25 protein-coding genes are annotated in these 25,792 nt (G+C 60.9%); 8 read left to right on the top strand and 17 right to left on the bottom strand.

The features are described from left to right. Window positions 1-3: 3 nt before the first annotated feature. From hemW to IC37_RS11530, 9 genes are all read right to left on the bottom strand, one after another. On the bottom strand, window positions 4-1,209 hold the full coding sequence (hemW, locus tag IC37_RS11570) for a radical SAM family heme chaperone HemW (protein WP_030130160.1): 1,206 nt from the start codon (window positions 1,207-1,209) through the stop codon (window positions 4-6). Then, window positions 1,206-1,802 (bottom strand): RdgB/HAM1 family non-canonical purine NTP pyrophosphatase, encoded by a 597-nt coding sequence (gene rdgB, locus IC37_RS11565; RefSeq protein ID WP_030130161.1) that lies wholly within the window; start codon window positions 1,800-1,802, stop codon window positions 1,206-1,208. The genes hemW and rdgB overlap by 4 nt, the downstream gene beginning before the upstream one ends. Continuing rightward, window positions 1,799-2,233: a DUF4426 domain-containing protein gene (locus IC37_RS11560; protein WP_030130162.1), complete on the bottom strand. Its 435-nt coding sequence runs from the start codon at window positions 2,231-2,233 to the stop codon at window positions 1,799-1,801. Before IC37_RS11560 ends, rdgB begins: the two co-directional genes overlap by 4 nt. 26 nt (window positions 2,234-2,259) lie before the next feature. After that, window positions 2,260-2,880, bottom strand: a complete 621-nt coding sequence (gene metW, locus IC37_RS11555) for a methionine biosynthesis protein MetW (RefSeq protein ID WP_030130163.1) — start codon at window positions 2,878-2,880, stop codon at window positions 2,260-2,262. A 7-nt stretch (window positions 2,881-2,887) separates the two neighbouring features. Further along, window positions 2,888-4,027 (bottom strand): homoserine O-acetyltransferase, encoded by a 1,140-nt coding sequence (locus tag IC37_RS11550; protein ID WP_030130164.1) that lies wholly within the window; start codon window positions 4,025-4,027, stop codon window positions 2,888-2,890. A gap of 246 nt (window positions 4,028-4,273) precedes the next feature. Continuing rightward, window positions 4,274-4,567, bottom strand: coding sequence for a DUF167 domain-containing protein (locus tag IC37_RS11545; protein ID WP_030130165.1), 294 nt, complete (start codon window positions 4,565-4,567; stop codon window positions 4,274-4,276). After that, complete coding sequence (locus tag IC37_RS11540; protein WP_030130166.1) at window positions 4,567-5,154, bottom strand: YggT family protein; 588 nt, start codon at window positions 5,152-5,154, stop codon at window positions 4,567-4,569. Before IC37_RS11540 ends, IC37_RS11545 begins: the two co-directional genes overlap by 1 nt. A 24-nt stretch (window positions 5,155-5,178) precedes the next feature. Beyond that, the gene (gene proC, locus IC37_RS11535; RefSeq protein WP_030130167.1) at window positions 5,179-5,997 is read right to left on the bottom strand and encodes a pyrroline-5-carboxylate reductase; all 819 of its coding nucleotides are present in this window, start codon (window positions 5,995-5,997) and stop codon (window positions 5,179-5,181) included. A gap of 34 nt (window positions 5,998-6,031) precedes the next feature. After that, on the bottom strand, window positions 6,032-6,718 hold the full coding sequence (locus IC37_RS11530; protein WP_030130168.1) for a YggS family pyridoxal phosphate-dependent enzyme: 687 nt from the start codon (window positions 6,716-6,718) through the stop codon (window positions 6,032-6,034). Window positions 6,719-6,775: 57 nt separating this feature from the next. Between IC37_RS11530 and IC37_RS11525 the strand changes: the two genes are divergently transcribed. Then, on the top strand, window positions 6,776-7,810 hold the full coding sequence (locus IC37_RS11525; protein ID WP_030130169.1) for a type IV pilus twitching motility protein PilT: 1,035 nt from the start codon (window positions 6,776-6,778) through the stop codon (window positions 7,808-7,810). Window positions 7,811-7,941: 131 nt separating this feature from the next. Here the strand turns inward: IC37_RS11525 and IC37_RS11520 are convergent, their stop codons facing one another. Beyond that, window positions 7,942-8,559 carry a C40 family peptidase gene (locus IC37_RS11520; protein WP_030130170.1) on the bottom strand — a complete coding sequence of 206 codons (618 nt, stop codon included), beginning with the start codon at window positions 8,557-8,559 and terminating at the stop codon, window positions 7,942-7,944. Between the two features lie 250 nt (window positions 8,560-8,809). Between IC37_RS11520 and IC37_RS11515 the strand changes: the two genes are divergently transcribed. Beyond that, window positions 8,810-9,241 carry a TM2 domain-containing protein gene (locus IC37_RS11515; RefSeq protein WP_030130171.1) on the top strand — a complete coding sequence of 144 codons (432 nt, stop codon included), beginning with the start codon at window positions 8,810-8,812 and terminating at the stop codon, window positions 9,239-9,241. Between the two features lie 204 nt (window positions 9,242-9,445). On the opposite strand, the gene IC37_RS11510 is transcribed toward IC37_RS11515, so the two are convergent. From IC37_RS11510 to gshB, 7 genes are all read right to left on the bottom strand, one after another. Continuing rightward, the gene (locus tag IC37_RS11510; RefSeq protein ID WP_030130172.1) at window positions 9,446-10,717 is read right to left on the bottom strand and encodes a dihydroorotase; all 1,272 of its coding nucleotides are present in this window, start codon (window positions 10,715-10,717) and stop codon (window positions 9,446-9,448) included. Beyond that, window positions 10,714-11,718, bottom strand: a complete 1,005-nt coding sequence (locus tag IC37_RS11505; RefSeq protein ID WP_007897943.1) for an aspartate carbamoyltransferase catalytic subunit — start codon at window positions 11,716-11,718, stop codon at window positions 10,714-10,716. The genes IC37_RS11510 and IC37_RS11505 overlap by 4 nt, the downstream gene beginning before the upstream one ends. Window positions 11,719-11,746: 28 nt before the next feature. After that, on the bottom strand, window positions 11,747-12,250 hold the full coding sequence (gene pyrR, locus IC37_RS11500; protein ID WP_008068126.1) for a bifunctional pyr operon transcriptional regulator/uracil phosphoribosyltransferase PyrR: 504 nt from the start codon (window positions 12,248-12,250) through the stop codon (window positions 11,747-11,749). 99 nt (window positions 12,251-12,349) lie between these two features. Continuing rightward, on the bottom strand, window positions 12,350-12,787 hold the full coding sequence (gene ruvX / locus IC37_RS11495; protein ID WP_007897947.1) for a Holliday junction resolvase RuvX: 438 nt from the start codon (window positions 12,785-12,787) through the stop codon (window positions 12,350-12,352). Further along, window positions 12,787-13,359, bottom strand: a complete 573-nt coding sequence (locus tag IC37_RS11490) for a YqgE/AlgH family protein (RefSeq protein WP_030130173.1) — start codon at window positions 13,357-13,359, stop codon at window positions 12,787-12,789. The genes ruvX and IC37_RS11490 overlap by 1 nt, the downstream gene beginning before the upstream one ends. Window positions 13,360-13,539: 180 nt before the next feature. Further along, window positions 13,540-14,439, bottom strand: coding sequence for an energy transducer TonB (locus tag IC37_RS11480; protein ID WP_030130174.1), 900 nt, complete (start codon window positions 14,437-14,439; stop codon window positions 13,540-13,542). 64 nt (window positions 14,440-14,503) lie between these two features. After that, on the bottom strand, window positions 14,504-15,457 hold the full coding sequence (gene gshB / locus IC37_RS11475; protein ID WP_030130175.1) for a glutathione synthase: 954 nt from the start codon (window positions 15,455-15,457) through the stop codon (window positions 14,504-14,506). A gap of 219 nt (window positions 15,458-15,676) precedes the next feature. On the opposite strand from gshB, the gene pilG reads away from it, so the two are divergent. The 6 genes from pilG (at window position 15,677) to IC37_RS11445 (ending at window position 25,677) form a co-directional block, all read left to right on the top strand. Continuing rightward, complete coding sequence (pilG, locus tag IC37_RS11470) at window positions 15,677-16,081, top strand: twitching motility response regulator PilG (protein WP_007939368.1); 405 nt, start codon at window positions 15,677-15,679, stop codon at window positions 16,079-16,081. Window positions 16,082-16,137: 56 nt separating this feature from the next. Continuing rightward, window positions 16,138-16,503 (top strand): twitching motility response regulator PilH, encoded by a 366-nt coding sequence (pilH, locus tag IC37_RS11465; RefSeq protein WP_008068134.1) that lies wholly within the window; start codon window positions 16,138-16,140, stop codon window positions 16,501-16,503. Between the two features lie 10 nt (window positions 16,504-16,513). Then, window positions 16,514-17,068, top strand: coding sequence for a chemotaxis protein CheW (locus IC37_RS11460; RefSeq protein ID WP_030130176.1), 555 nt, complete (start codon window positions 16,514-16,516; stop codon window positions 17,066-17,068). Between the two features lie 156 nt (window positions 17,069-17,224). After that, window positions 17,225-19,273, top strand: coding sequence for a methyl-accepting chemotaxis protein (locus IC37_RS11455; RefSeq protein WP_030130177.1), 2,049 nt, complete (start codon window positions 17,225-17,227; stop codon window positions 19,271-19,273). Window positions 19,274-19,310: 37 nt separating this feature from the next. Beyond that, a complete protein-coding gene (locus IC37_RS11450; RefSeq protein ID WP_030130178.1) occupies window positions 19,311-25,214 on the top strand; it encodes an Hpt domain-containing protein in 5,904 nt (1,967 codons plus the stop codon). Then, the gene (locus tag IC37_RS11445) at window positions 25,207-25,677 is read left to right on the top strand and encodes a chemotaxis protein CheW (RefSeq protein ID WP_030130179.1); all 471 of its coding nucleotides are present in this window, start codon (window positions 25,207-25,209) and stop codon (window positions 25,675-25,677) included. The genes IC37_RS11450 and IC37_RS11445 overlap by 8 nt, the downstream gene beginning before the upstream one ends. Window positions 25,678-25,792: the final 115 nt, after the last annotated feature.

The raw sequence follows: 25,792 nt of genomic DNA, 5'->3' as shown, positions 1-25,792 counted from the left end.
TCCTTATGTCAGAAAATTCTGCAGCAAGTCATTGAGAAAGAGTTGTCCGCGCAGCGTGGCCGCCAGACGTGACGGTTCGACCTGCAACAAGCCACTTTGTTCGGCCTCGCGACGGCCTTCAGCGAGGCTTTCCAGAGGTAGCCCAGTGCGCTCTGGATACAACCGCGCTTCGACGCCCTCGGTCAGGCGCAAGGCGTTCATCAGGAACTCGAACGGCAGCTCTTCGTTGGTCAGGGCTTTCTCGCCGGCCTGGAAGCTTTTGGCCGGGTTGAGGTAGTCCTTCGGCAGGCGGGTCTTCCAGGTGCGCACGATGCGCCCGTCCGGATGGCTGAGCTTGCCATGGGCGCCGGCACCGATGCCGATGAAGTCGCCGAAACTCCAGTAATTGAGGTTATGCCGTGCCGGACGACCGGGCAGGGCATAGGCCGAGACTTCGTATTGCGCGTAACCGTGTTCGGCCAACAGCGCCTGACCGGCCTCCTGAATATCCCACAGGGTGTCGTCTTCCGGCAGCGTGGGCGGCTGGTTCCAGAACACCGTGTTCGGTTCCAGCGTCAGCTGATACCAGGACAGGTGCGTCGGCTTCAGGGCAATGGCCTGGCGCAGGTCGTTCAGGGCATCGTCCAGCGACTGATCGGGCAAGCCGTGCATCAGGTCCAGATTGAAGTTGTCGAAGCCGGCCTGACGGGCCATGCCGGCGGCACGCACGGCTTCATCACCGTTGTGAATACGCCCCAGGGCCTTGAGTTTCTCTTCCTGAAAGCTCTGGATGCCGATCGACAGGCGATTGATGCCCAGCGCCCGGTAAGCGACGAATTTCTCCTGCTCGAACGTCCCGGGATTGGCTTCCAGAGTGATTTCGATGTCGCTGGCAAACGGAATACGTTGCTCGACGCCCTTGAGCAAACGACCCAGCGCCTTGGCACTGAACAGGCTCGGCGTACCGCCACCGAAGAAGATCGAACTCAGCTCGCGGCCATAAACCGCATGCAGGTCTTGATCGAGGTCGGCCAGCAGGGCGTCGACATATTCTTCTTCCGGCAGCACGGGGCTGGCGGTGTGGGAGTTGAAGTCGCAATAAGGGCATTTGCGTACACACCACGGGATGTGGATGTACAACGCCAGGGGCGGCAGCACGGGCAGGGCCGCTCGAGGCGATTGTGCGGCGCCGCCGAAGATCAGCGGCGACGCGGACGAGTCATGGATCATTTCAGGCCCAGACGCTGGCGCAGCAGATCCATTGCACGGGCGCGGTGGCTGATGAGGTTCTTGTCGCTCGGGCTTAGTTCGGCGCTGGAACAATTGCGCTCCGGCACCCAGAACAGCGGATCGTAGCCAAAACCGTGTAAACCGCTGGCCTGGGTCAGGATGCGCCCGTGCCACAGGCCTTCGCAGAGAATCGGCAACGGATCGTCGGCATGACGCACCAGCGCCAGCACACAGACGAACTGCGCGCCGCGCTCGGCTTCGGGCACGTCTTTCAAGACGTCGAGCAGTTTGGCGTTGTTCGCCGCATCGCCTTTACCGTCGGCGTAACGGGCCGAATAGATACCCGGCGCACCGCCGAGGAAATCCACCGCCAGCCCCGAATCGTCGGCCAAGGCCGGCAGACCGGAAATGCGCGAGGCATTGCGGGCCTTGAGAATGGCGTTCTCGACGAACGACAGGCCGGTTTCTTCAGGCTCGACGCTGCTGAACTCGCCGATCGAGCGCAAGTGCACCGATTCGCCGAGCATGGCCTGGAGTTCCTTGAGTTTGCCGGCGTTATGGCTGGCCAGTACGAGTTGCGTGAAATTCATCATTGGCCGGGGAAAAGCTCTTGTTGGAAGCTGATGGTGTTGGTTTTGTCGCCGGTCTGCACCTTGATGTCAAAGGTGCGGATTTCCTGCTGATCCACCGGGAACTGGGCGATGTAGTATACCGCGCCTGTTTCAGTGATCTGTTTGAACTTCAGCGGGATGCTTTGGCTGGTCAGGTCTTTGACCGTGCCGCTGACCTGAGCCGTCTGTGGTTTACCTTCCTTGAGTACCGAGACGTTGATCACGCCCTGATTCTTGCTGCGGTTCAGCTCGGCCGCTTTGGCGATATCCGGGGTCAGGAAAGTGGAATTGAAGGTGTTGTAATGCACCGTCACGTCGCCAAAGGTTTCCTTGCGCTCGCCCTTGATGACATCGGCGGCCATGGCGGTGACGCTCAGGCAGGCAGTAAGTAAAAACAGTGCTAGACGACCCATGATCGTTCTCCTCGAAGTGTCGTGATTCAGACCGCGACCTTGTGGTCCGGCAGACCGGGGCTGCTGACGCGATAGATGCCGATCTCACCTAACAGATTAGGCCATAGCTTACTGGCCCACCCATGCCGATGCTGTTGATCCACGGCAAGCCGATCAATGACCTTGGCTTCACGTTCGCGACACAGTGCTTCAAAGTCTTCGAAAGTGCAGAAGTGAATGTTCGGCGTGTTGTACCAGGTGTACGGCAGAAAGTCGGACACCGGCATCCGGCCCTTGCTCGCCAGGTACCAGCGGCAGCGCCAGTGACCGAAGTTGGGGAAGGTGATGATGCACTGGCGACCGACCCGCAGCATTTCGTCGAGGATCTTGTCCGGGTAATGCACAGCTTGCAGGGCCTGGGTCATGACCACGATGTCGAAGCTGTTGCTGGCGAAGTTGCCCAGGCCCTTGTCCAGATCTTGCTCGATGACGTTGATGCCCTTGGCAACGCACTCGGCAATGTTGTCCGGGTCGTTTTCCAGGCCATAGCCGGTGACCTGCTTGTGGTCACGCAGCCAGGTCAGCAACTCGCCGTCACCGCAACCGAGGTCGAGCACACGGCTGCCGGCGGGGATCCATTCCTGGATGATTTCCAGATCGGCTCTCATGTCTTCCTCAAAGCGCTATACGGTTCATGTAATTGCTGAAGGCCTGCAAATAACGCGGGATCGGAATCAGGAAGGCGTCGTGGCCTTGCGGAGCATCGATCTCCAGGTAGCAGACGTCTTTCCTGGCCGCCATCAGCGCGTCCACCAGTTCCCGCGAGCGGGCAGGGGAGAAACGCCAGTCGGTGGTGAAGGACATCACGCAGAACCTGGCTTGGGCGTTGGCAAAGGTTTTCGCCAGGTCATCGTCGAAGTTCGCCGCCGGGTCGAAGTAGTCCAGTGCCTTGGTCATCAGCAGGTAGGTGTTGGCGTCGAAACGTCCGGAAAATTCCTCGCCCTGATATCGCAGGTAGCTTTCGACCTGGAACTCGACGCTGTGGAAGTCGTAGTTGAGCTTTTCGCTCTTCAGGCCGCGACCGAATTTCTCGCCCATGGAGTCGTCGGACAGGTACGTGATGTGCCCGACCATCCGCGCCAGCATCAGCCCGCGCTTGGGGATCACGCCCGCTTCCTGGAATGAGCCGCCGTGGAACTCCGGGTCGGTGAGGATCGCCTGGCGTGCGACTTCGTTGAACGCGATGTTCTGTGCCGACAGCTTCGGTGCCGAGGCGATGGCCAGGCAGTGCCGCACGCGGTCCGGGTAGGTGATGGTCCACTGCAAGGCCTGCATGCCGCCGAGGCTGCCGCCGATCACCGCCGCCCATTGGCGAATGCCGAGCAGGTCGGCGAGGCGTGCCTGGCTATGCACCCAGTCTTCTACGGTCAGTACCGGGAAATCGGCGCCGAATGGCTTGCCGGTTTCCAGATTGATGCTGCTGGGGCCGGTGGAGCCGTTGCACCCGCCAAGATTATTCAGGCTGACCACGAAAAACTTGTTGGTGTCGATCGGTTTGCCGGGGCCGATGCAGCTGTCCCACCAACCGGGTTTGCGGTCGTCGGGGCTGTGGAAGCCGGCAGCGTGATGGTGACCGGACAAGGCGTGGCAGATCAGCACGGCGTTGCTCGCCGTAGCGTTCAGCGTGCCGTAGGTTTCGTAGATCAGGTCATAAGCGGGCAGCGAACGGCCGCAGGCCAAGGCCAGGGGTTCACTGAAGTGCGCCACTTGCGGCGTCACCAGACCAACAGAATCGGGGGGGAAGGCAGCTGGCATCGACCCTGCTCTCATTGAAATGAGGCGTAAGTCTAAAGACCGCTGTGGCTAGCGGCAAGCAAAGGCCGGGCCTGATTTTCCCCCGATGTACCTGTGGCGAGGGAGCTTGCTCCCGTTGGGCCGGGCTGGCGCTCCAGCGCGAAGCGGCCCTGAAAGTTGATGCCCGGGTCTGTCAGGGATATTGCGGCGACTGGTCTGGGGCCGCTTCGCAGCCCAGCGGGAGCAAGCTCCCTCGCCACATTGAGGTCAGGCCGGGCGCACCAGATCCGGCAAATCCGGCAGCTTCTTCGGCGAACAAATCCGCACCCGCTTCTGCCGGTTCAGCTCCCCACTGATCAAACTCACCTGACCCTTGGAAACCCCGAACGCCCTGGCCAGAAACGCCATCAGATACGCATTGGCCTTGCCTTCAACGGGCGGTGCGGTCAGGCGGATCTTCAGACGATCGCCATGCAGCCCGCAGAAATCATCGCTGCGGGCCGCCGGTTGCAGGTGACACTCCAGAATCAGGTCATCACCGTCCCAGCGAAAGTAGCTCATCAGATCAGACCGAGCAGCCCCTGTGGCATGAAGGCAAAGTACGCAAGGCGAGGGATCAGCCAGCTTTGCAGCAACTGGATCACGATAAACGCGAAGATCGGCGAGATGTCGAGGCCGCCCAGGTTTGGAATGATCCGGCGGAACGGGGCGAGTACCGGTTCAGTGATCTGCGCGACCAGCTCTGCGCCCGGATTGTGGCTGCCCGGGGCGACCCAGGACAGAATCACACTGATGATCATCGCGTAGAACAGAACACTCAAAAACAGCGAGAAGATAGCGATCAGTGCCCAAGGCACCAAAAGCAGCACGTCGACTTCGAAGCCTTTGAGCAGCAGGATGACGGCTATCAGCACCATCTGCACGATCAGCGCCAGTACCAGTGACGACATGTCCAGCCCGAACATGCTCGGGATTACCCGGCGCAGGGGCTTGAGCAGCGGTTGAGTGGCTTTCACGATGAACTGGCAGAGCGGGTTGTAAAAATTCGCCCGAACCAATTGCAGAATGAAGCGCAACAGCACGATCAGCAGGTACAGGCTGCCCAAGGTCTTGATTATGAAAATGGCAGCGTCATTGAGTCCGAGCATCATTGATTCCTTTGTAAGAGCTGATTAACGACCCAGTTGCTCAGCCATCTCGGCCGAGCGATGCGCAGCGGCGCCGAGTGCTTTTTCAACCAGGGCTTCGAAGCCGTCGGCCTGGAAGGACTTGATCGCCGCTTCGGTGGTGCCCGCAGGCGACGTCACGCGACGACGCAGTTCAGCCGCGTCGACATCACTGGCGACTGCCATGTGTGCAGCGCCCAAAGCGGTTTGCAGGGTCAGTTGGGCGGCGATATCCGCTGGCAGACCGAGCTTCACGCCGGCGGCGGTCATGGCTTCGATCAGCAGGAAGAAATACGCCGGGCCCGAGCCGGAAACGGCGGTCACCGCGTCCAGTTGTTGTTCTTCGTCCAGCCACAGGGCAACGCCCACCGCCGAGAGCAGTGCTTCCGCTTGCTGGCGCTGTGCGGCGCTCACTTCGCCGGTGGCGAACAAACCGCTCACGCCCTGACGCAGCAGCGCCGGGGTATTGGGCATGCAGCGCACGATAGGCTGGGCGCCAAGCCAGTTGTTCATGCTGGCGCAGGTGATGCCGGCCGCAATCGAGACCACCAGTTGATTCGGCTTGAGGCTTGGGCGAATGGCTTCACAAACGGTTTTCATCGCCTGGGGTTTGACCGCCAGCACGATCACGTCCACGCCCTCAATGGCTTGGGCGTTGTCGGCAAACATTTCGATGCCGTGTTCGGCGCTCACGCGGGCACGGGTTTCTTCACCCGGATCGCTGGCGCGGATCTGCGCGGCGTCCAGACCTTTGGCGCGCAGGCCGCCGATCAGGCTGGCGGCCATGTTGCCGGCTCCGATAAAGGCAATACGAGTCTTGCTCATGTCAGGTCCTTATAAAGAGAGGAGTCAGTCATTGTCAGGACTGGCTGTAATCACGGGCGCCAAACAGGGCTGTACCGATACGAACCCAAGTGGCGCCCTGGGCGATGGCCGACTCGAGGTCGTGGCTCATGCCCATGGAAAGTGTGTCGAGTGGCAGATTCAAGCTGGCTTGCAGGCTTTGCACGGCAGCAAAAGCGGCGTCCTGGGCGGCGCGATCTTCAGTCGGCTCGGGAATCGCCATCAGCCCGCGCAATTTCAAGCGCGGCAGAGCGCTGATGGCATTGGCCAGGGCGGGCAGGTCGGCCGGGGTGCAGCCGGACTTGCTGGCTTCACCACTGACGTTGACCTGGATGCAGATGTTCAATGGCGGTAAATCGGCAGGGCGTTGTTCGGACAGGCGTTGTGCGATTTTCAAGCGATCCACGGAATGCACCCAGTCGAAATGCTCGGCGATAGCGCGAGTCTTGTTCGATTGAATGGGGCCGATGAAGTGCCAGATCAAGGGCAGGTCGGCCAATTCGAGCTGTTTGCTCAGGGCTTCCTGCAGGTAGTTCTCGCCAAAATCGCGCAGGCCGGCGGCATACGCTTCACGCAAAGCCTCGGCGGGCTTGGTCTTGCTCACGGCCAGCAACTGGACGCTGCCTTGGTCGCGATGGGCGGCTTCGGTCGCAGCCTGGATACGCGAACTAACCTGAAGGATGTTGTCTGCTATCGTGGACATTCAAGAGGCGCCAGCGGGTCTGAGGTTCGCGGCATTCTACTGGAATTGAGGAGCGCTATGGATATCACTGAGCTGCTGGCTTTCAGCGCGAAACAGGGCGCGTCCGACCTGCACCTGTCCGCCGGCCTGCCACCGATGATCCGTGTCGACGGCGATGTGCGACGCATCAACCTGCCGGCCCTGGACCACAAGGAAGTGCATGAGCTGATCTACGACATCATGAACGACCTCCAGCGGGTGGACTTCGAGAAGCATCTTGAAACCGACTTTTCCTTCGAAGTGCCCGGTGTGGCGCGTTTTCGGGTCAATGCCTTCAACCAGAATCGTGGTGCTGGCGCGGTATTCCGGACCATCCCGTCCAAGGTGCTGAGCATGGACGACCTGGGCATGGGGGAAGTGTTTCGCAAGATTACCGAAGCGCCCCGGGGTCTGGTGCTGGTGACCGGCCCAACCGGCTCCGGTAAATCCACCACACTGGCGGCGATGATCGATTACCTGAACAATCATCGCCATCATCACATCCTCACCATCGAAGACCCGATCGAGTTCGTCCACGAATCACGCAAATGCCTGATCAACCAGCGCGAAGTCCATCGCGATACCCGCAGTTTCGCCACGGCACTACGCTCGGCCCTGCGCGAAGACCCGGATGTGATTCTGGTGGGGGAGATGCGTGATCTGGAGACTATCCGGCTGGCGTTGACCGCCGCCGAGACCGGTCATCTGGTGTTCGGCACGTTGCACACTACATCGGCGGCGAAAACCATCGACCGAGTCGTGGACGTGTTTCCGGGCGACGAGAAATCGATGGTGCGTTCGATGCTCTCTGAATCATTGCTGGCGGTGGTGTCCCAGACACTGATCAAGAAAATCGGCGGCGGGCGGATTGCCGCCCACGAAATCATGCTCGGCACCGCGGCGATCCGTAACCTGATCCGCGAAGACAAGGTGGCGCAGATGTACTCGTCGATTCAGACGGGAGGGTCGCTGGGGATGCAGACGCTGGATATGTGCTTGAAGGAGTTGGTGACCACGGGCGTGATCAGCCGCGAGCATGCACGAGAGAAGGCGCGGTCGCCGGATAACTTCTGACAGGAAGTTGATCGTTCCCACGCTCTGCGTGGGAATGCCTCAAGGGACGCTCCGCGTTCCAGCTTTCGAAAGGGACGCAGAGCGTCCCGGGCTGCATTCCCACGCAGAGCGTGGGAATGATCAGTGTCGGATCAACGCTGAACAACCCGCAACGCGTTCTGTTCTTTGGGCAGAACCCGCTTGGCAACCACGTAGTGGCTTTCCCAGTACGGTTTCTTCAGGGTGTCGATGGTCACCGACTTGCCACGGCGCGGTGCGTGGATGAAGCGGTCGTTGCCCAGGTAGATGGCAACATGATTGACCCGACGGCTCTTGATATTGAAAAAAATCAGGTCGCCTGGCTTCAGATCGTTGCGATCGACCTTCTCGCCATGACCGCTGGCCATCGCGTTGGAGGTACGTGGCAGGTCAAACGTGGCGTCGTTAAACGCGTATTTCACCAGACCGCTGCAATCGAACCCTTTACTTGGGCTGCTGCCACCCCAACGATAAGGTGTACCGAGCACGTTTACCGCACGGCTCAACACGTTGCTGCTTTCCTTGGTCGCCATTGGTGGGACCAGTTTGCTGGCGCTGCTCAGTTGGCTGGAGCGTTTTACTGTCTGTTTGTTTTTGCTCGAAGGAGCAGAAACGTGGGATTTTGGGGTGTAACCATTAACGTTCGGAAGACGTTGCTCACGATTGGTGGCGTGGGCGGCCAGGGGCAATAATAGGCAAATGGTTAGCCATGTCTTGAAAAATGGACGCATTAGGCAAGGCTCATATGGGTGAACGCGCAACTTTATAACAGCTTTTTTGGCCCTTCCGAGGCCGTTGGTCGATTCAGACTGGGGGCCACGGAACTAAAAAGCGGAAAAATTGACGTGAGTTGTCTGACAAAAGTCAGGTATTACAAGGCTTTGACAGGAATGAAGGTAGCATTTGCCGTATGTCGGCCGCCTGTAAAAAAGTCACAAAGAATTCAAGAATATTTCTCTATCGTATGAGTCGAGGTCATCCATGAACACCTATCAACACCCCGTTTCAGAGCAAGACACACATAGCAAAGTGATCGGTTACCTGTTGTGGATTTTCGGTTTTACCGGGGCCCACCGCTTCTATTACGGCAAGCCGGTGACCGGGACGATCTGGTTTTTTACCTTCGGTTTGCTGGGGATCGGCTGGTTGATCGACCTGTTTCTGATCCCGGCCATGGATCGTGAGGCGGACCTGCGCTTTACCGCTGGCCCCATCGAATACAACGTTGCGTGGATTCTGCTGACGTTTCTCGGGGTTTTCGGTGTGCACCGGATGTATCAGGGGAAGTGGATCAGCGGGTTGCTGTACCTGGTGACGGGCGGGTTGTTCTTTCTGGGGGTGTTGTATGACTTCTGGACGTTGAATGACCAAGTGTCGATTCGCAACACGCAGAACAGAGGTGCCTTCCAGTAAGTTGTGGCGAGGGAGCTTGCTCCCGCTGGGTCGCGAAGCGACCCCAAAACAGGTCTGCTGCGCAGCCCAGCGGGAGCAAGCTCTTATAGAACAAAATTTATCTCATTGATTTTAAAGATAAATTTATTTGCCGATTTATCGGCATGTTCTCTGCGCGACAGCGCAGCCTCATCGCAGGCTGGGCGGACTCCCTCGCCACAAGCCTTAAGCCTGGTGGCTGATCCGCCCATCCACCAGGGTGTAACGCACCACACCCGGCAGGCTGTGACCAATGAACGGGCAGTTTTCGCCCTTGGACAGCCAGGTCTCACCGGCCACGGTCGAGGCCGCAGGGTCGAACAGTACGATATCTGCCGGCCCACCCACCGCCAGCTTGCCCGCCGGCAAGCGCAACGCTTCGGCAGGACCTGCGCCCAAGCGTGCGAGCAGCGTCGGCAAGTCCAGCAAACCGTCTTCCACCAAGGTCATAGCCAGCGGCAGCAGCAATTCAACACTGCTGATACCCGGCTCGGTCGCGCCGAACGGCGCCAGCTTCGCATCGCGTTCATGGGGCTGGTGATGGCTGGAGATGGCTGACACCACCCCCGACTTCACCGCTGCCCGCAAGCCGTCGCGGTCCGCGCGGGTGCGCAGCGGCGGCTGGACGTGATAGAGGCTGCTGAAGTCGATCAGCGCTTCGTCGGTGAGGATCAGCTGATACAACGCCACGTCCGCCGTGACCTTCAGGCCACGGGCCTGGGCCTGGGCGATCAGCGCCACACCGCGGGCGCTGGTGAGCTGGCTGAAGTGCGCACGCACGCCGCTTTGCTCGACCAGCAGCAGATCCCGGGCCAGGGCCACGGTTTCGGCGGTTTCCGGAATGCCCGGCAAACCGAGGAAACTCGCAGTCGGGCCTTCGTGGGCCAAGCCACCTTCGGCCAGATCATGGTCCTGCGAGTTGAAAATTACCGTCAGGTCGAACGTCGCCGCGTATTCCAGCGCCCGGCACAGGGTGCGGGTGTTGCGAAAGCTCTCCAGACCGTTGCCGAAAGCCACGCAGCCGGCATCGCGCAAGGCGACCAGTTCGGCCAGCTGTTCGCCATCCAGGCCCTTGCTCAGGGCGCCGATCGGGAAGACTTTGGTATTGCCGGCTTCGCGGGCGCGGTCGAGGATCAGTTCGGCCACGGCCGAGGTGTCCAGCACCGGTTTGGTTTTCGGTGGGCAGCACAGGCTGGTCACGCCACCGGCAGCAGCGGCGCGGGTTTCGCTGGCGATCGAGCCTTTGCGGCTGTAACCCGGCTCGCGCAGGGCGACGTTCAGGTCAACCAGGCCCGGGGCCGCCACCAGACCTTTGGCGTCGATGGTGTCTACTGCAACAAAACCCGCTGGAGCGGCGCCGAGGGCGACGATCTTGCAGGCTTCAACGTGGATATCAGTCACTTGATCCAGGCCGCTGACCGGATCGATAACGCGTGCGCCGAGAATGCTGAGCTTCACTGGGCGTTCTCCTGCTCGAATTGGCGCTGGGCAGTTTGCCCGCTCATGGCCATGGACAGCACAGCCATACGAATCGCGATGCCGTAGGTCACCTGGTTGAGGATCACCGAGTGCGGGCCGTCGGCCACCGCCGACTCAATTTCCACACCACGGTTGATCGGCCCCGGGTGCATGACGATGCAATCCGGTTTGGCGCCGGCCAGGCGCGCGGTGGTCAGGCCGAACAGGCGGTAGAACTCACCTTCGCTTGGCAGCAGGCCACCGGTCATGCGTTCACGCTGCAGGCGCAGCATGATCACCACGTCGACGTCTTTCAGGCCTTCGGTCATGTCGGTGTAGACCTTCACGCCGTACTGCTCGATGCCGATCGGCAGCAGGGTTTTCGGCGCGATCACGCGGATGTCCGGGCAGCCGAGGGTTTTCAGGGCCAGCATGTTCGAGCGCGCTACCCGCGAGTGCAGGATGTCGCCGACGATGGCCACCGAAAGGTTTTCGAAACCGCCCTTGTGCCGACGAATAGTGAGCATGTCGAGCATGCCCTGGGTCGGGTGGGCGTGACGGCCGTCGCCGCCGTTGATGATCGCCACTTGCGGGCACACGTGCTCGGCAATGAAGTGTGCCGCGCCGGAGTCACCGTGGCGCACGACGAACATGTCGGCGGCCATGGCTTCCAGGTTGCGCAGGGTGTCGAGCAGGGTTTCGCCCTTGCTCGCCGACGACGTGGACACGTTCAGGGTGATCACGTCGGCCGACAGCCGCTGGGCCGCCAGTTCGAAGGTGGTGCGGGTGCGCGTGGAGTTTTCGAAGAACACGTTGCACACGGTCTTGCCGCGCAGCAACGGGACTTTCTTCACCGCCCGGGCGCCCACTTCGAGGAACGAGTCGGCAGTGTCGAGGATTTCCGTCAGCAACTCGCGGCGCAAACCGTCGAGAGAGAGGAAGTGGCGCAGCTGGCCCTGATCATTGAGCTGCAGCGGGCGCTTGGTTTCTAGAGGCGTCATCGCGAGGGGGACTCTCAATAGGGCGAAATTAAAGGGCGAGGTCTTGAAGTTCGAGCTTGAGTTCCGGGCCGGACAGTTTCACCCGTTCGTGGGCCGCCAGCGACAGAGTCGCGCCGACTACGTTCGGGCGGATCGGCAACTCACCGGCGTCCAGGTCCAGCAGGCACACCAGCGTCACACTGGCCGGACGCCCGTAGTCGAAGAGTTCGTTCATCGCGGCGCGGATAGTGCGGCCGCTCATCAGCACGTCATCGATCAGCACCAGGTGCTGGCCTTCGATCTCGAACGGCAGCGCCGATGGGCGTACTTGTGGGTGCAGGCCATTCTGGCTGAAGTCGTCGCGGTAGAACGAAACGTCCAGGGTGCCCAGGGGCGAATCGCTGCCCAGTTCATCGAGCAACGCCTGCGCGACCCAGACGCCACCGGTCCGAATGCCGATATAGCGCGGTTCGCTGATGCCCCGTTTGGCCAGATAGGTGTCAAGACGGATCGCCATCTGGCTGATCAGTTCGGCGGGATTGGGCAGGCTCATGGTTTGCTCCTTCTTTGTCCCGAGCCGAATGCTGCTTGAGGGGTGGCTCGGGTTGTCGCTAAGGGAGACGCCGCAGCGGCTCTTCAGAATTGGGTGCGGTCAGGATTCGAACAGTGCGGTGTTTTCGTCGAGCCAGCCTTGCAGCAGCAGCGCGGCGGCGATGGCATCGACCGGGTTGTCGCGGTAACTGCCTTTCTGGCCGCCACGGACCAGGCGTTCGCCCTTGGCCTCGAAGGTGGTCAGGCGCTCGTCGTGAGTATAGAAGGGCAGGTTGTAGCGTCCGTTCAGGCGCCGGGCGAACTTCTCGGCCCGCAGGCACATGTCGCTGGGCGTGCCATCCATGTTAAGCGGCAGGCCGACCACCACGGCGTCGGGTTTCCACTCTTTAATCAGGGCTTCGACCTGATTCCAGTCGGGAATGCCGTTTTGCGCCTTCAAGGTGCACAACTCGCGGGCCTGGCCGGTAATCACCTGGCCGACCGCAACGCCAATCTGTTTGGTGCCGTAGTCGAAACCCAAAATCAGCCGCAGGGCCATCAGGCGTGTCCCGCCTGGCTGGTGAGCAGGCTGAGGTTGACGCCCAGGTGCTTGGCCGCCGCTTCAAGACGCAATTCGCTGCTGGTGTTGAACAGGATGTCGGCGTGGAACGGGCAGGTCAGCCAGGCGTTGTCGGCCAGTTCGGCTTCCAATTGCCCGGCTTCCCAACCGGCGTAGCCGAGGGTGATCAGGCTTTTCGCGGGGCCGACGCCGTCGGCGATGGCGAACAGCACGTCCTGCGAGGTCGACAGCGATAACTCGCCGTCCAGATCAACGGTCGCCTGATAGGTTTTTCCCGGCGGGTGCAGGACAAAACCGCGATCGGTTTGCACCGGGCCGCCAATAAAGATCGGCACATGCTGGCAGAGCACCGGCGGTTCGATATCGGGGCGCAATTGCTCGAGGATATCGGCCAGGTTCAGGTCCTGCGGACGGTTGACCACCAGCCCCATGGCACCATTGGCCGTGTGCTCGACGATGTAGGTCAAGGTGTGCGCAAAGTTCGGGTCGGCCATATGAGGCATGGCGATCAGGAAGTGATGCTTGAGATAGCTGGGGCTGACGTTCTTCATGAGCGCTAGTGTGGCGTTGGAGGGGCGAACTGACAAGCCGGGGATGCCGCAATTTGGCAGTCGGCACAGACCAAATGTGGGAGCGGGCTTGCTCGCGAAGAGGGCGGCACATTCAACATTGATGTCGACTGGCCCGACGCCTTCGCGAGCAAGCCCGCTCCCACAGGGGGTTTGTGCTGGTCAATTACTGGACAACCGGTCCCCACGCGCAAACTTCCACGTGCGGATGATTTCCAGCCGATCGATGTCCGACAGATCCCCGGTAAACGGTGCAAACGGCGCCGCCAGCCTTACGATGCGCTGCGCCGCCTGGTCCAGCAGCGGCTGGCCGGACGATTCCAGCACCAGCACTTCATACAGCGAGCCGTCGCGGTTGATCGAGACCATCAGTCGCAAATTGCCGTAAATCTGTTTGCGCCGGGCTTCGTCGGGGTAGTTGAGGTTGCCGATGCGCTCGACCTTCTTGCGCCATTCATCTTTGTACCAGGCGCCTTTGTCGCGCATGGTCGATGCGGCGCTCAAACGATGAATGCGCGGGCGCTTGGCGTACAGCTGTTGTTCGCTGGCCAGTTCCGCTTCCAGGCTGGCGATGTCGCTGGACAACTGCGCGCTGTCGAACGTCGGTGCCGCCACTTGGGGTTTGGTCAGGGGCTTGGGTTCTTCAGTCTTGGTTGCGGCTTTTTTCGGCTTCGGCGCGACGGTGGTCACAGACGCTTTAGGTGCGGCTTCTTGCACTTGAGGCTTGGCCGCTGGCGGTGGGGTGACTTGCTGCACCTTGTTGTCCTGGAATGGCGCGACCTCGGTGGTCTTGGGAATCGCCTTTTTATCCAGGGTGCCGCTGCCTTCCTGATTTTCCTGGGCGAGAAAGTCAGCTTTTTCCGGCTTCTTTTCGCTTTTGAAAGTGGCGAGGGTAATTTCCAGGGTTTTGCTGATTTGCTGGGGTTCGACCATGGTGAACCCGACGCCCAGCAGCAAGGCCAGGTGGATCAGCGCCGCGAGAAACAGGGTGAAGCCGAGGCGATCGGCCGGGCGCACGCCACGATGGGCGAGTTCAGCGGGCAGATCGGACGGGAGTGTCATAACAAGGAAACCAACATCGCGTTTTCACAGGCCGGGCATGATAACGCAATGTTGGTTTGGCTTATCAACGAGCCTTGAGCTTCTGATCGATGGCATCCATCAGCAGGCCACCGATGTCGGTGCCGAACGCGTTATCGATCTCGCGAATGCAGGTCGGGCTGGTGACGTTGATTTCGGTCAGGTGTTCACCGATCACATCCAGACCGACGAACAGCAGGCCTTTCTCGCGCAACGTCGGGCCGACTTGCGCGGCGATCCAGCGATCTTTCTCGGTCAGCGGTCGGGCTTCGCCACGGCCACCGGCGGCGAGGTTGCCACGGGTTTCGCCTGCGGCCGGAATCCGGGCCAGGCAGTAATCCACCGGTTCGCCGTCGATCATCAGGATGCGCTTGTCGCCATCAACGATCGCCGGCAGGTAACCCTGGATCATGATCTGCTGCCGACCATGCAAGGTCAGGGTTTCGAGGATCACCGACAGGTTCGGGTGACCAGCGGTGTGACGGAAGATCGACGAGCCGCCCATGCCGTCCAGCGGCTTGAGGATCACGTCACCGTGATGGTCGGCGAATTCACGCAACACGTCCGGGCGACGGCTGACGATAGTCGGCGGCGTGCACTGCGGGAACAGCGTGGCAAACAGTTTCTCGTTGCAGTCACGCAGGCTTTGCGGCTTGTTGACCACCAACACGCCGGCGCGCTCGGCCTGCTCCAGCAGGTAAGTGGAGTAGACGAACTCCATGTCGAACGGCGGATCCTTGCGCATCAGGATCACGTCCAGATCGCTCAGCAGCGCATCGCTTTCGGCGCCCAGTTCAAACCATTTTTCCGGGTTGGCGAACACCTTCAGCGGACGCATCCGCCCGCGAGCCTCGCCTTCAGCCTGATACAAATCGCGCTGTTCCATATAGAACAGTTCCCAGCCACGCTTTTGCGCGGCCAGCAGCATGGCCAGCGAGCTATCCTTTTTATAGGAGATGCTGGCGATAGGATCCATGACAATCCCGACGCGAACGCTCATGGGGTTTTCCTCGAAATGGGGTGGAAAGTGTTGTGAAAAAGTGGCGTCAGAGTGGCGCTGAGTGTGTTCCCGGTCAAGGAGAAACCACCGCAAAGGTCGCCCGATAGATTGGATTGGGAGACTGTGCTAAAAAGGCTGGCCCTTGAGTATCAAGGGCTTCGAGCCAACGATGAGCCGTAAACGGACAAATTGATTCACAAAGGCGACGGTAGAGCCACTATGGAACAGCATTCCAGCGCCTTGAAGGTCATGGTGATCGATGATTCGAAAACGATTCGTCGCACCGCCGAAACGCTGTTGAAAAACGTGGGCTGTGAAGTTATCACCGCAATCGATGGTTTCGATGCCCTGGCCAAGATTGCCGACAATCACCCCGGCATCATCTTTGTCGACATCATGATGCCGCGTCTGGATGGCTATCAGACCTGCGCTTTAATCAAGAACAACAGTGCGTTCAAGTCCACGCCAGTGATTATGCTGTCGTCCAGGGACGGGTTGTTCGACAAGGCCAAGGGACGGATCGTCGGTTCCGACCAGTTTTTGACCAAGCCTTTCAGCAAGGAAGAACTGCTGAACGCGATTCAGGCCCATGTACCGGGCTTCGCCGCCGTTTCGCCGCAGTAGGACACCACAGTGACGCTCGGCCATGGGGCCTGGCGTCGACAAGAATGGGGAAGACCATGGCACGTATTCTGATCGTCGATGACTCGCCGACCGAAATGTACAAATTGACCGGCATGCTCGAAAAGCACGGTCATGAGGTGTTGAAAGCCGAAAACGGCGCCGACGGCGTGGCCCTGGCCCGTCAGGAAAAACCCGACGCGGTGCTGATGGACATCGTCATGCCCGGCCTCAATGGTTTTCAGGCGACCCGTCAGCTGACCAAAGACCCGGAAACCGGGCACATTCCGGTGATCATCATCACCACCAAGGATCAAGAAACCGACAAAGTCTGGGGCACACGCCAAGGCGCCAAGGACTACCTGACCAAACCGGTCGATGAAGAGACCCTGATCAAAACCCTGAACAACGTGCTGGCCGGTTGATCGTCCGGTCATGACCGAATCGCTGACGGCTTTCGAACTGCTGCTGCAGATTGACCAGCGCTGTCGTCTGCTGGCGGCGGACCTGCCGTCCCAGCCGACCCGACAGCACAGTTGGAGCGGCATCGGCTTTCGCTTGGGCGAGCATTGGTACGTCGCGCCCATGGGCGAAGTCAGCGAAGTCCTGCACGAACCGCGCGTTACACAATTGCCGGGGGTCAAACCCTGGGTCAAGGGCGTGGCTAACCTGCGCGGGCGCCTGCTGCCGATCATGGATTTGTATGGCTTTTTTTATGGTTATGAGCCCGGCCATGAACTGCCTGCCTTGCGTAAGCAACGGCGGATATTGGTGGTGGAGTACAAGGACGTGTTTGCAGGGTTGATGGTCGATGAGGTCTTCGGCTTGCAGCACTTTGCCCAGGACAGTCTGGAGCCGGTGCCGGCCGATGACTTGCAAGGGCCAATGTCGGCGTTCGTCAAAGGCCGGTTTCAGCGTGAGCAGAAGTGGCAGGTGTTCAGCCCGTTTGCGTTGGCGCAGTCGCAAGGATTCATGAACGTGGCCGTATAACCGGCGCGACACCGATCTAATGTGGGAGCGGGCTTGCTCGCGAAGGCGGTGTCACATCCAACAATGATGTCGACTGTGACACCGCCTTCGCGAGCAAGCCCGCTCCCACAGGGTTCTCGGCAAGGTTCATAGGTGTTGGTTAACAGGCGAGGACCGATGATAAAAGCAAAAACAGACAAGCCAGAAGGGTCGCGCAGCCGGTCGCAGATCATCGTGCTGTTCATCGCGCTGATCGTCTTCATCATGCTGCTGTTCGCCAACTTCGCGTACCTCAACACCCAGGCGAATTACGACAAGCAGTACATCGGCCACGCCGGTGAGTTGCGCGTGCTGTCCCAACGCATCGCCAAGAACGCCACCGAAGCCGCCGCCGGCAAGGCTGCGGCGTTCAAGTTACTCAGCGATGCGCGCAACGACTTCGCCCAGCGTTGGGGCTACCTGAAGAAAGGCGATCCTTCTACCGGCCTGCCGCCGGCACCGTCTACCGTGCGCCCGGAGATGCGCGCCGTGCAGCTGGATTGGGAGCGCTTGCTGAAAAACACCGACGCCATCCTCTCCAGCGAACAGACCGTGCTGTCCTTGCATCAAGTGGCCGCAACCCTGGCCGAAACCGTGCCGCAGTTGCAGATTGAGTATGAAAAGGTCGTCGAAACCCTGCTGCAACGTGGCGCCCCGGCCGCTCAGGTGGCGATGGCCCAGCGTCAATCGCTACTGGCCGAACGGATTCTCGGTGCGGTGAACACTGTGCTGTCCGGCGATGAAAATTCGCAGCAGGCAGCCGACGCTTTCGGTCGCGACGCGGCGCGTTTTGGCCTGGTGCTCAACGGCATGCTTCAAGGCAATGCGGCACTGAAAATCAGCCAGGTCGAAGACCGCGATGCGCGCGCCCGGTTGACCGAGATTTCCGAACTGTTCGAATTCGTATCGGGTTCCGTGGACGAAATCCTCGAAACCTCGCCGCAGCTGTTCAAGGTCCGCGAATCGGCCACCAACATCTTTACCTTGTCGCAAACCCTGCTCGATGAAGCCTCGCACCTGGCCAGTCGTTTCGAAAACCTCGCCGGCGGGCGCAACACCGATACCATCGGCGGCTATGTGCTGGGCCTGCTCGCGTTGATGTCGATCATCCTCATCGGCCTGGTGATGGTGCGTGAAACCAACCGTCAGCTGCGTGAAACCGCCGAGAAGAATGAGCGCAACCAGAACGCGATCATGCGTTTGCTGGACGAAATCGAAGACCTCGCCGACGGCGACCTGACCGTGACCGCCTCGGTGACCGAAGACTTCACCGGCACCATCGCCGACTCGATCAACTATTCCGTCGACCAACTGCGCGATCTGGTGGCGACCATCAACCTCACCGCCGGCCAGGTCGCCGCCGCCGTGCAGGAAACCCAGGCCACCGCCATGCACCTGGCCCAGGCCTCGGAGCATCAGGCCCAGCAGATTTCCGAAGCCTCCACAGCCATCAATGACATGGCCCAGTCCATCGATCAGGTCTCGGCCAACGCCGCCGAATCCTCTGCGGTGGCCGAGCGCTCGGTGGAAATCGCCAACAAGGGCAACGAAGTGGTGCACAACACCATCCATGGCATGGACAATATTCGCGAGCAGATTCAGGACACGGCCAAGCGCATCAAACGGCTGGGGGAGTCTTCTCAGGAAATCGGTGACATTGTCAGCCTGATCGATGACATTGCCGACCAGACCAATATCCTCGCCCTTAATGCGGCGATTCAAGCGTCCATGGCCGGTGACGCCGGGCGCGGTTTTGCGGTGGTGGCCGACGAAGTGCAGCGCCTGGCCGAGCGTTCGTCCGCGGCGACCCGGCAGATCGAAACGCTGGTGCGGGCGATTCAGACCGACACCAACGAAGCGGTGATTTCCATGGAACAGACCACCACCGAGGTGGTGCGCGGCGCGCGTCTGGCGCAGGATGCCGGGGTGGCCCTGGAAGAAATCGAAGGTGTATCGAAGACTCTCGCGGCATTGATCCAGAGTATTTCCAATGCCGCGCAGCAACAGACTTCGTCGGCCGGCCAGATTTCCCTGACGATGAACGTGATCCAGCAGATCACCACGCAGACCTCGTCCGGCTCCACCGCCACCGCCGAGAGCATTGGCAACCTGGCGAAAATGGCCAGCCAGCTGCGGCGTTCGGTGTCCGGTTTCACCTTGCCGGCCAAGTCTGCGGACAACGCTTGAACCGCCCCTGGGCGGATGCATCTTGATTGGAGTGGTTATGGGTGATCGGCACGACTATGTGGCCCTCGAATGGGTCAAAGGCGAGATTGCCGAAACGCTGAAACAGGCTCATCAGGCGATCGAAACCCTGATCGACGATCCACAGGCGACGCACACACTGAGCGAGTGTCTGGCCTGTGTCCATCAGGTTCACGGTAGTTTGCAGATGGTCGAGTTCTACGGCGCGGCCCTGCTCGCCGAAGAAATCGAGCAGCTGACCAGCGCCTTACAGCAGAACCGCATCAGCCATCGCGACGAGGCGATCCATCTGTTGCTGCACGCCTTGGGGCAATTGCCGACTTACCTCGACCGGGTGCAAAGCGCCCGTCGTGATTTGCCGCTAGTCGTGTTGCCGTTGATCAATGACCTGCGCAGTGCTCGCGGCGAAAGCCTGTTGTCGGAAACCAGTTTGTTCAGCCCGCAACTGCCGGACCTGCCGCCCCTGAGCGAAGAAACCCTGGCGCTGCTGGAACCGTCCGACTTGCCGAATGTACTGCGCAAGTTGCGGCAGATGTTGCAGATGGCGCTGGTCGGCTTGCTGCGCGAGCAGGATAGCGAAACCCACTTCGGTTATCTGGCCAGGGTGTTTGCGCGCCTCGAAGCGCTGTGCGGCAATGCGCCCCTGAGCCCGTTATGGCAAGTCGCTTTGGCGCTGGTCGAAGGCATGCGCAACGGCTCGATCGCCAACAGCCCGGCGTTGCGCAGCCTGTTCAAGGACGCCGACAAAGAGCTCAAGCGTTTGCTCGAACAGGGCATGCCCGGAATCAATCAACCGGCGACGCCCGAGCTGCTCAAGAGTTTGTTGTTCTATATTGCCAAGGCCGAACACCCCACCGGGCAGATGCTGACCATGAAAGATCGCTACTCACTTGACGATGCGCTACCCGACGGCGCGATGGTCGATGAAGAACGGGCACGGCTGGCCGGCCCTGATCGCGATGCCATGCGCTCGGTATTGGCGGCGCTGTGCGAAGAGCTGGTGCGGGTCAAGGAGCGCCTGGACCTGTTCGTGCGCAGCGACCGTCAGCACACCTCGGACCTCGAAACCCTGCTGGCGCCCCTGCGGCAAATCGCCGACACCTTGGCGGTGCTCGGTTTCGGCCAGCCGCGCAAGGTCATCATCGATCAATTGGCGGTGGTGCTGAGCCTCGCCCAAGGCCAGCGCGAACCCAACGACGCGACCCTCATGGACGTCGCCGGGGCCTTGCTCTACGTCGAAGCGACCCTGGCCGGCATGGTTGGCACCGTGGAGCCGGAAAGCCAGGAAGACAGCCGTCTGCCGACCACCGACCTGACGCAGATCCATCAGATCGTGATCAAGGAAGCGCGCATCTGCCTGCAGCAGGCCAAGGACATGATCGTCGACTACATCGACGCCGACTGGGACCGCCAGCATTTGCAACCCTTGCCGGCGTTGCTGACCCAAGTGCGCGGCGCGCTGGCGATGATTCCGTTGGCCCGCGCGGCGAGCCTGGTCGAGACCTGCAACGGCTTCATCCGCGAGCATCTGCTGGTGGACCCCGGCCAGCCTGGCTGGCAGCAACTGGACAGCCTGGCCGACGTCATCACCAGCATCGAGTATTACCTGGAGCGCCTCGGCGATGACCCCGAAGCACCGGGGGAACACCTGCTCGATGTCGCGGAAAAAGGCCTGGCCTCGCTCGGCTTCTTCCCCAGCGAACAGCAAGTGCCGATGCTCAAGGATGTGCTCAGCCCCAGTGAAGCCCTGGTCATGCAAGACATGCAGGAACTGGACGACCCCGAAATCGTTCAGTCCCTGGCCGATGTGCTGGCCAGTTCGGTGTCGTCGGTCAACCCACCAGCGCTGATCACGCCGGGTAGCCTGTTGCCGCCGCCCGCCGGTGAAGAGCCGGTGGACGATGAACTGCGGGACGTCTTCCTTGAAGAGACTGACGAGGTGCTGGAAATCCTTCAAGAATACTTGCCACGTTGGTCGACCAATCCCGACAACACATCAGCCTTGGTTGAATTACGCCGCGCCTTCCATACCCTCAAAGGCAGCGGCCGGATGGTCCGTGCGCTGGTGCTGGGCGAACTGGCGTGGGCGGTGGAAAACCTGCTCAATCGCGTGCTTGAACACAGCGTTGCACCTTCGCCTGCGGTGCAACAACTGGTGGGCGATGCGCTGAAGCTGCTGCCGGATCTGGTAGTCGAATTCGCCGGCAATACTCAACGTCAACGCAACGATGTCGATCAATTGGCCGCCCGTGCGCATGCCCTCGCCAAGGGTGATAAGCCGGTGTCCGATGAGGACGTGCAGGATGTCACGGCGCTCGATCCACTGTTGCTGGAGATCTTCCGCAACGAAGCCGAAACCCATTTGAGCAGCCTCAACCGCTTCCTTGATCAAGCCTCCGAGCACGTGCCGCTTCAGGCCAGCGACGAGTTGCAGCGGGCGTTGCATACGCTCAAGGGCAGCGCCTCGATGGCTGGCGTGCTGCCGATTGCCGAGTTGGCGGCGTCGCTGGATGAACTGGCCCGGGAGTACAAGGCGCACCGGATTGCCCTCGACCTGGACGAAGTCGAATTGCTGCTGGAAGCCGAAGGGCTGTTCCGCCTTGGGCTGCGACAGCTCAAGAGCGAGCCGCTGGCCGAAATTCCCGACGCCCGCTCGTTGATCGAGCGAACCCACACAGTGCTGACCGAGCGTCTGCAAAGCCTCTTGAGCGCACCCAACACGGGACTGCGCATCAAGCGCGATCCGCAACTGATCAACAACTTCCTCGCCCAAGGCATGGACATCCTGCTGGACGCCGAAAGCCTGTTGCAGCGCTGGCAGGAGCATCCCGGCGAACGGCAGGAACTCAGCGCGCTGCTGGACGAACTGACCACCCTCGGCGAAGGCGCGCACCTGGCCGATCTGCATCCGGTGGATGAGCTCTGCGAAGCTTTGCTCGACCTGTATGGCGCAGTGGAAGAAAGCAGCCTGGCGGTCAGCGACAGGTTTTTCCACGAGGCGCAAAGTGCCCATGAAGCGCTGATCAACATGCTCGACGAACTGGCCGCCGGCCAGGAAGTCACTGCGCAACCGGCGCGCGTTCGGGCCTTGCGCGGCTTGCTCGATGAGAGTCTCGATCCATCCTCCATGGGCCTGATCCGCAGTGACGGCAGCCGCACCCTGAGCATCCGCGAACTGGGCAGCGCCACCGCCGAGCTGGAGCAGAGCGCGACTCAGGTTGAGCTGGACGACGAAATCGTTTCGATCTTCCTTGAAGAAGCGGTGGATATCCTCGAAAGCGCCGGCCAGGCCTTGCAGCGCTGGCTGGGCGACCCGGACAACGCCGCGCCGCTGTCGTCCTTGCAGCGCGATTTGCACACCCTCAAGGGCGGTGCGCGGATGGCCGAGGTCGAGCCGGTCGGCGATCTGGCCCATGAACTGGAAAGCCTTTACGAAGGCCTGGTGGACCGTCGTTACAGCCACAGCGAAGGGCTGGCGCAGTTACTGCAACAGAGCCATGACCGACTGGCCATGTTCCTTGATCAGTTACAGCACAACCGTCCGCTGGGGGATCCGGGCGAGTTGATCGAAGCCATTCGTGAGTTTCGTCAGGGCAATGCCGGCAGCGCTGAGGCGATCGAACCAGCGGTCAGCAAAGACTCGGCGGGTCATGATCCCGAGCTTCTGGAGATCTTCCTCGAGGAAGGTTTCGACATCATTGAAAACTCCGGCGCGGCGCTGTTGCGCTGGCAGGCCGAGCCGTCGAATCGCCAGGAAGTGGAAACCCTGCTGCGCGACCTGCACACCCTCAAGGGTGGCGCACGGATGGTGGAGATTGTGCCGATTGGCGACCTGGCCCACGAACTGGAATTCCTCTACGAAGGCTTGTCGGCTGGCGTGCTGCAACCCACCGCCGAGCTATTCTCGCTGTTGCAACGCAGCCATGACCGACTGGCGCAGATGCTCGACGCCACCCGCGCCGGTCAGCCATTGCCACCGGCCGATCGGCTGATCGACGCGATCAAGAATTTCAGCCATCCAGCAGTGCCCGAAACATCGGCACCCGTGACGCTGCCTGTAGCGCCAAAAGCCGAGCCAGCCACGCTGCAACCGGAAGGCACCGATACGGTCAAGGTTTCGGCGGAGTTGCTCGACGACCTGGTCAACCTGGCCGGGGAAACTTCAATCTTCCGCGGGCGCATCGAACAACAGGTCAACGACGCACGGGTGGCCCTGAGCGAGATGGAAACCACCATCGAGCGCATGCGCGACCAGTTGCGCCGCCTCGATACAGAAACCCAGGGGCGGATTCTCAGCCGTCAGCAAGTCGAGGCCGAACGCCTGGGCTACGAAGAGTTCGACCCGCTGGAGATGGACCGTCACTCGCAGCTGCAACAGTTGTCTCGGGCGCTGTTCGAGTCCGCCTCCGACTTGCTCGACCTCAAGGAAACCCTCGAGCGGCGTAATCATGACGCGGAAAATCTGCTGCAACAGCAGGGCCGCATCAACACCGAATTGCAGGAAGGCCTGATGCGTACGCGCATGGTGCCGTTCGAGCGAATGCTGCCGCGTTTGAAGCGCATCGTTCGTCAGGTCGCCAGCGAACTGGGCAAGGACGTGGACTTTATCGTTGGCAACGCGGAAGGCGAGATGGACCGCAACGTTCTCGAGCGCATGGCCGCGCCGCTGGAACACATGCTGCGCAACGCCGTCGACCATGGGCTGGAATCGGCCGAGGTGCGTATCGCGGCGGGTAAACCGGCCCAAGGCAAGATCACCCTCGACTTGTCCCGTGAGGGTGGCGATATCATTTTCGACATCCGCGACGACGGTGCCGGCGTGCCGCTGGACGCCGTGCGACGCAAGGCGATCAAGCGCGGGTTGCTCGACGCGGACAGCGACATCAGCGACCGCGACGTGCTGCAATTCATCCTGCAACCCGGGTTCTCCACCGCCGAGAAAATCACCCAGATCTCCGGGCGTGGCGTCGGCATGGACGTGGTTCACGAAGAAGTCCGGCAGCTCGGCGGCAGCATGATCATCGACTCTGTGCCGGGGCAGGGCGTGCATTTCCGGATTCGCCTGCCGTTCACCGTGTCGGTCAATCGCGCGCTGATGGTGCAGTGCGCAGAGGATCAATACGCTATCCCGCTGAACACCATCGACGGCATTGTTCGTGTGTTACCCAACGAACTCGAAGGGCATTACCGGCTCGATCCGCCAACCTACGAATACGCCGGGCAACGTTATGAGCTGTGCTATCTCGGCGAGCTGCTGAAAACCAGCCCCCGCCCGAAACTGCTGGGCCAGAGCCTGCCGTTGCCGGTATTGCTGGTGCAGTGCAACGAGCGGCATGTCGCGGTGCAGGTGGATGCCATGGCCGGCACCCGGGAAATCGTGGTCAAAAGCCTTGGTCCGCAGTTCGCCGCGGTGCAGGGTTTGTCCGGCGCGACGATTCTCGGCGATGGCCGGGTGGTGCTGATTCTCGACTTGCTGGCGCCGATCCGCGCCATGCAAGCGCGGGTGCCGCAACGACCGGTGACGCAGGACGTAGAGCCCGAGTCGCAACGGCCGTTGCTGGTGCTGGTGGTCGACGATTCGGTCACCGTGCGCAAGGTCACCAGCCGTTTGCTGGAGCGCCACGGCATGAACGTGCTGACCGCCAAGGACGGTGTCGACGCCATGTTGCTGCTCGAAGAACACATGCCCGACCTGATGCTGCTGGACATCGAAATGCCGCGCATGGACGGCTTCGAGGTGGCGACCCAGGTGCGCGCGGACGAACGCTTGCAGCATCTGCCAATCATCATGATCACCTCCCGTACCGGCCAGAAACACCGCGACCGCGCCATGGCCATCGGCGTCAATGACTACCTCGGCAAGCCATATCAGGAATCGGTGCTGCTCGACAGCATCGCATTGTGGAGCAAAACCCATGCATGAGCTGCGCGTCAACAAGCGCTCCAGCAACCTCACCGGCCTTTTACTGCCCTTGGCGGATCGCAACCTGATCCTGCCCAACGTCGCTGTCGCTGAACTCATCGACTATCAGCCGGGGGCTTTCGATCTCGATACACCGCCGTGGTATCTGGGGCGGGTGACGTGGCGGGAACGGCAGATTCCGTTGCTTAGTTTTGAGTCGGCGTGTGGCAACAAAGTGGTGATCGGTGAGCGAGCACGGATCGTCATCCTCAATGCCCTCGGCGGGCGGCCTGAGCTGAAGTTCATTGCGCTGCTGGTGCAGGGGATTCCGCGGTCTTACAAGCTCGACAGTCAGCTGAGCTATGTCGATGTGCCGTTGTGTTCGCTGGAACAGGCGGCGGTGCAGGTGGGGGAGCAAGTGGCCAAGGTGCCGGATTTGTTGGCGCTGGAGGAGCTGCTTGTTACAGCAGGGTTAGCCTACTGATCGTTCCCACGCTCCGCGTGGGAATGCCTCAACGGACGCTCCGTGTTCGGCTTTTTGGGACGCAGAGCGTCCCGGGCTGCATTCCCACGCAGAGCGTGGGAACGATCATGAACAA

The sequence above is a fragment of the Pseudomonas sp. QTF5 genome (assembly GCF_000512695.2).
Taxonomy (GTDB): domain Bacteria; phylum Pseudomonadota; class Gammaproteobacteria; order Pseudomonadales; family Pseudomonadaceae; genus Aquipseudomonas.
This window is presented reverse-complemented; position numbering and strand designations above follow the sequence as displayed.

Coding starts and splice junctions, on each gene's coding strand:
- IC37_RS11490 (WP_030130173.1), bottom strand. CDS start 13,359: ATGAAGAACGTCAGCCCCAGCTATCTCAAGCATCACTTCCTGATCGCC.
- pilH (WP_008068134.1), top strand. CDS start 16,138: ATGGCACGTATTCTGATCGTCGATGACTCGCCGACCGAAATGTACAAA.
- IC37_RS11445 (WP_030130179.1), top strand. CDS start 25,207: ATGCATGAGCTGCGCGTCAACAAGCGCTCCAGCAACCTCACCGGCCTT.
- IC37_RS11560 (WP_030130162.1), bottom strand. CDS start 2,233: ATGGGTCGTCTAGCACTGTTTTTACTTACTGCCTGCCTGAGCGTCACC.
- ruvX (WP_007897947.1), bottom strand. CDS start 12,787: ATGGCCCTGCGGCTGATTTTGGGTTTCGACTACGGCACCAAACAGATT.
- IC37_RS11545 (WP_030130165.1), bottom strand. CDS start 4,567: ATGAGCTACTTTCGCTGGGACGGTGATGACCTGATTCTGGAGTGTCAC.
- rdgB (WP_030130161.1), bottom strand. CDS start 1,802: ATGATGAATTTCACGCAACTCGTACTGGCCAGCCATAACGCCGGCAAA.
- IC37_RS11480 (WP_030130174.1), bottom strand. CDS start 14,439: ATGACACTCCCGTCCGATCTGCCCGCTGAACTCGCCCATCGTGGCGTG.
- gshB (WP_030130175.1), bottom strand. CDS start 15,457: ATGAGCGTTCGCGTCGGGATTGTCATGGATCCTATCGCCAGCATCTCC.
- pilG (WP_007939368.1), top strand. CDS start 15,677: ATGGAACAGCATTCCAGCGCCTTGAAGGTCATGGTGATCGATGATTCG.
- IC37_RS11525 (WP_030130169.1), top strand. CDS start 6,776: ATGGATATCACTGAGCTGCTGGCTTTCAGCGCGAAACAGGGCGCGTCC.
- metW (WP_030130163.1), bottom strand. CDS start 2,880: ATGAGAGCCGATCTGGAAATCATCCAGGAATGGATCCCCGCCGGCAGC.
- proC (WP_030130167.1), bottom strand. CDS start 5,997: ATGAGCAAGACTCGTATTGCCTTTATCGGAGCCGGCAACATGGCCGCC.
- IC37_RS11520 (WP_030130170.1), bottom strand. CDS start 8,559: ATGCGTCCATTTTTCAAGACATGGCTAACCATTTGCCTATTATTGCCC.
- IC37_RS11460 (WP_030130176.1), top strand. CDS start 16,514: ATGACCGAATCGCTGACGGCTTTCGAACTGCTGCTGCAGATTGACCAG.
- IC37_RS11505 (WP_007897943.1), bottom strand. CDS start 11,718: ATGACGCCTCTAGAAACCAAGCGCCCGCTGCAGCTCAATGATCAGGGC.
- IC37_RS11550 (WP_030130164.1), bottom strand. CDS start 4,027: ATGCCAGCTGCCTTCCCCCCCGATTCTGTTGGTCTGGTGACGCCGCAA.
- IC37_RS11530 (WP_030130168.1), bottom strand. CDS start 6,718: ATGTCCACGATAGCAGACAACATCCTTCAGGTTAGTTCGCGTATCCAG.
- IC37_RS11455 (WP_030130177.1), top strand. CDS start 17,225: ATGATAAAAGCAAAAACAGACAAGCCAGAAGGGTCGCGCAGCCGGTCG.
- pyrR (WP_008068126.1), bottom strand. CDS start 12,250: ATGAGCCTGCCCAATCCCGCCGAACTGATCAGCCAGATGGCGATCCGT.
- IC37_RS11515 (WP_030130171.1), top strand. CDS start 8,810: ATGAACACCTATCAACACCCCGTTTCAGAGCAAGACACACATAGCAAA.
- IC37_RS11450 (WP_030130178.1), top strand. CDS start 19,311: ATGGGTGATCGGCACGACTATGTGGCCCTCGAATGGGTCAAAGGCGAG.
- IC37_RS11540 (WP_030130166.1), bottom strand. CDS start 5,154: ATGCTCGGACTCAATGACGCTGCCATTTTCATAATCAAGACCTTGGGC.
- hemW (WP_030130160.1), bottom strand. CDS start 1,209: ATGATCCATGACTCGTCCGCGTCGCCGCTGATCTTCGGCGGCGCCGCA.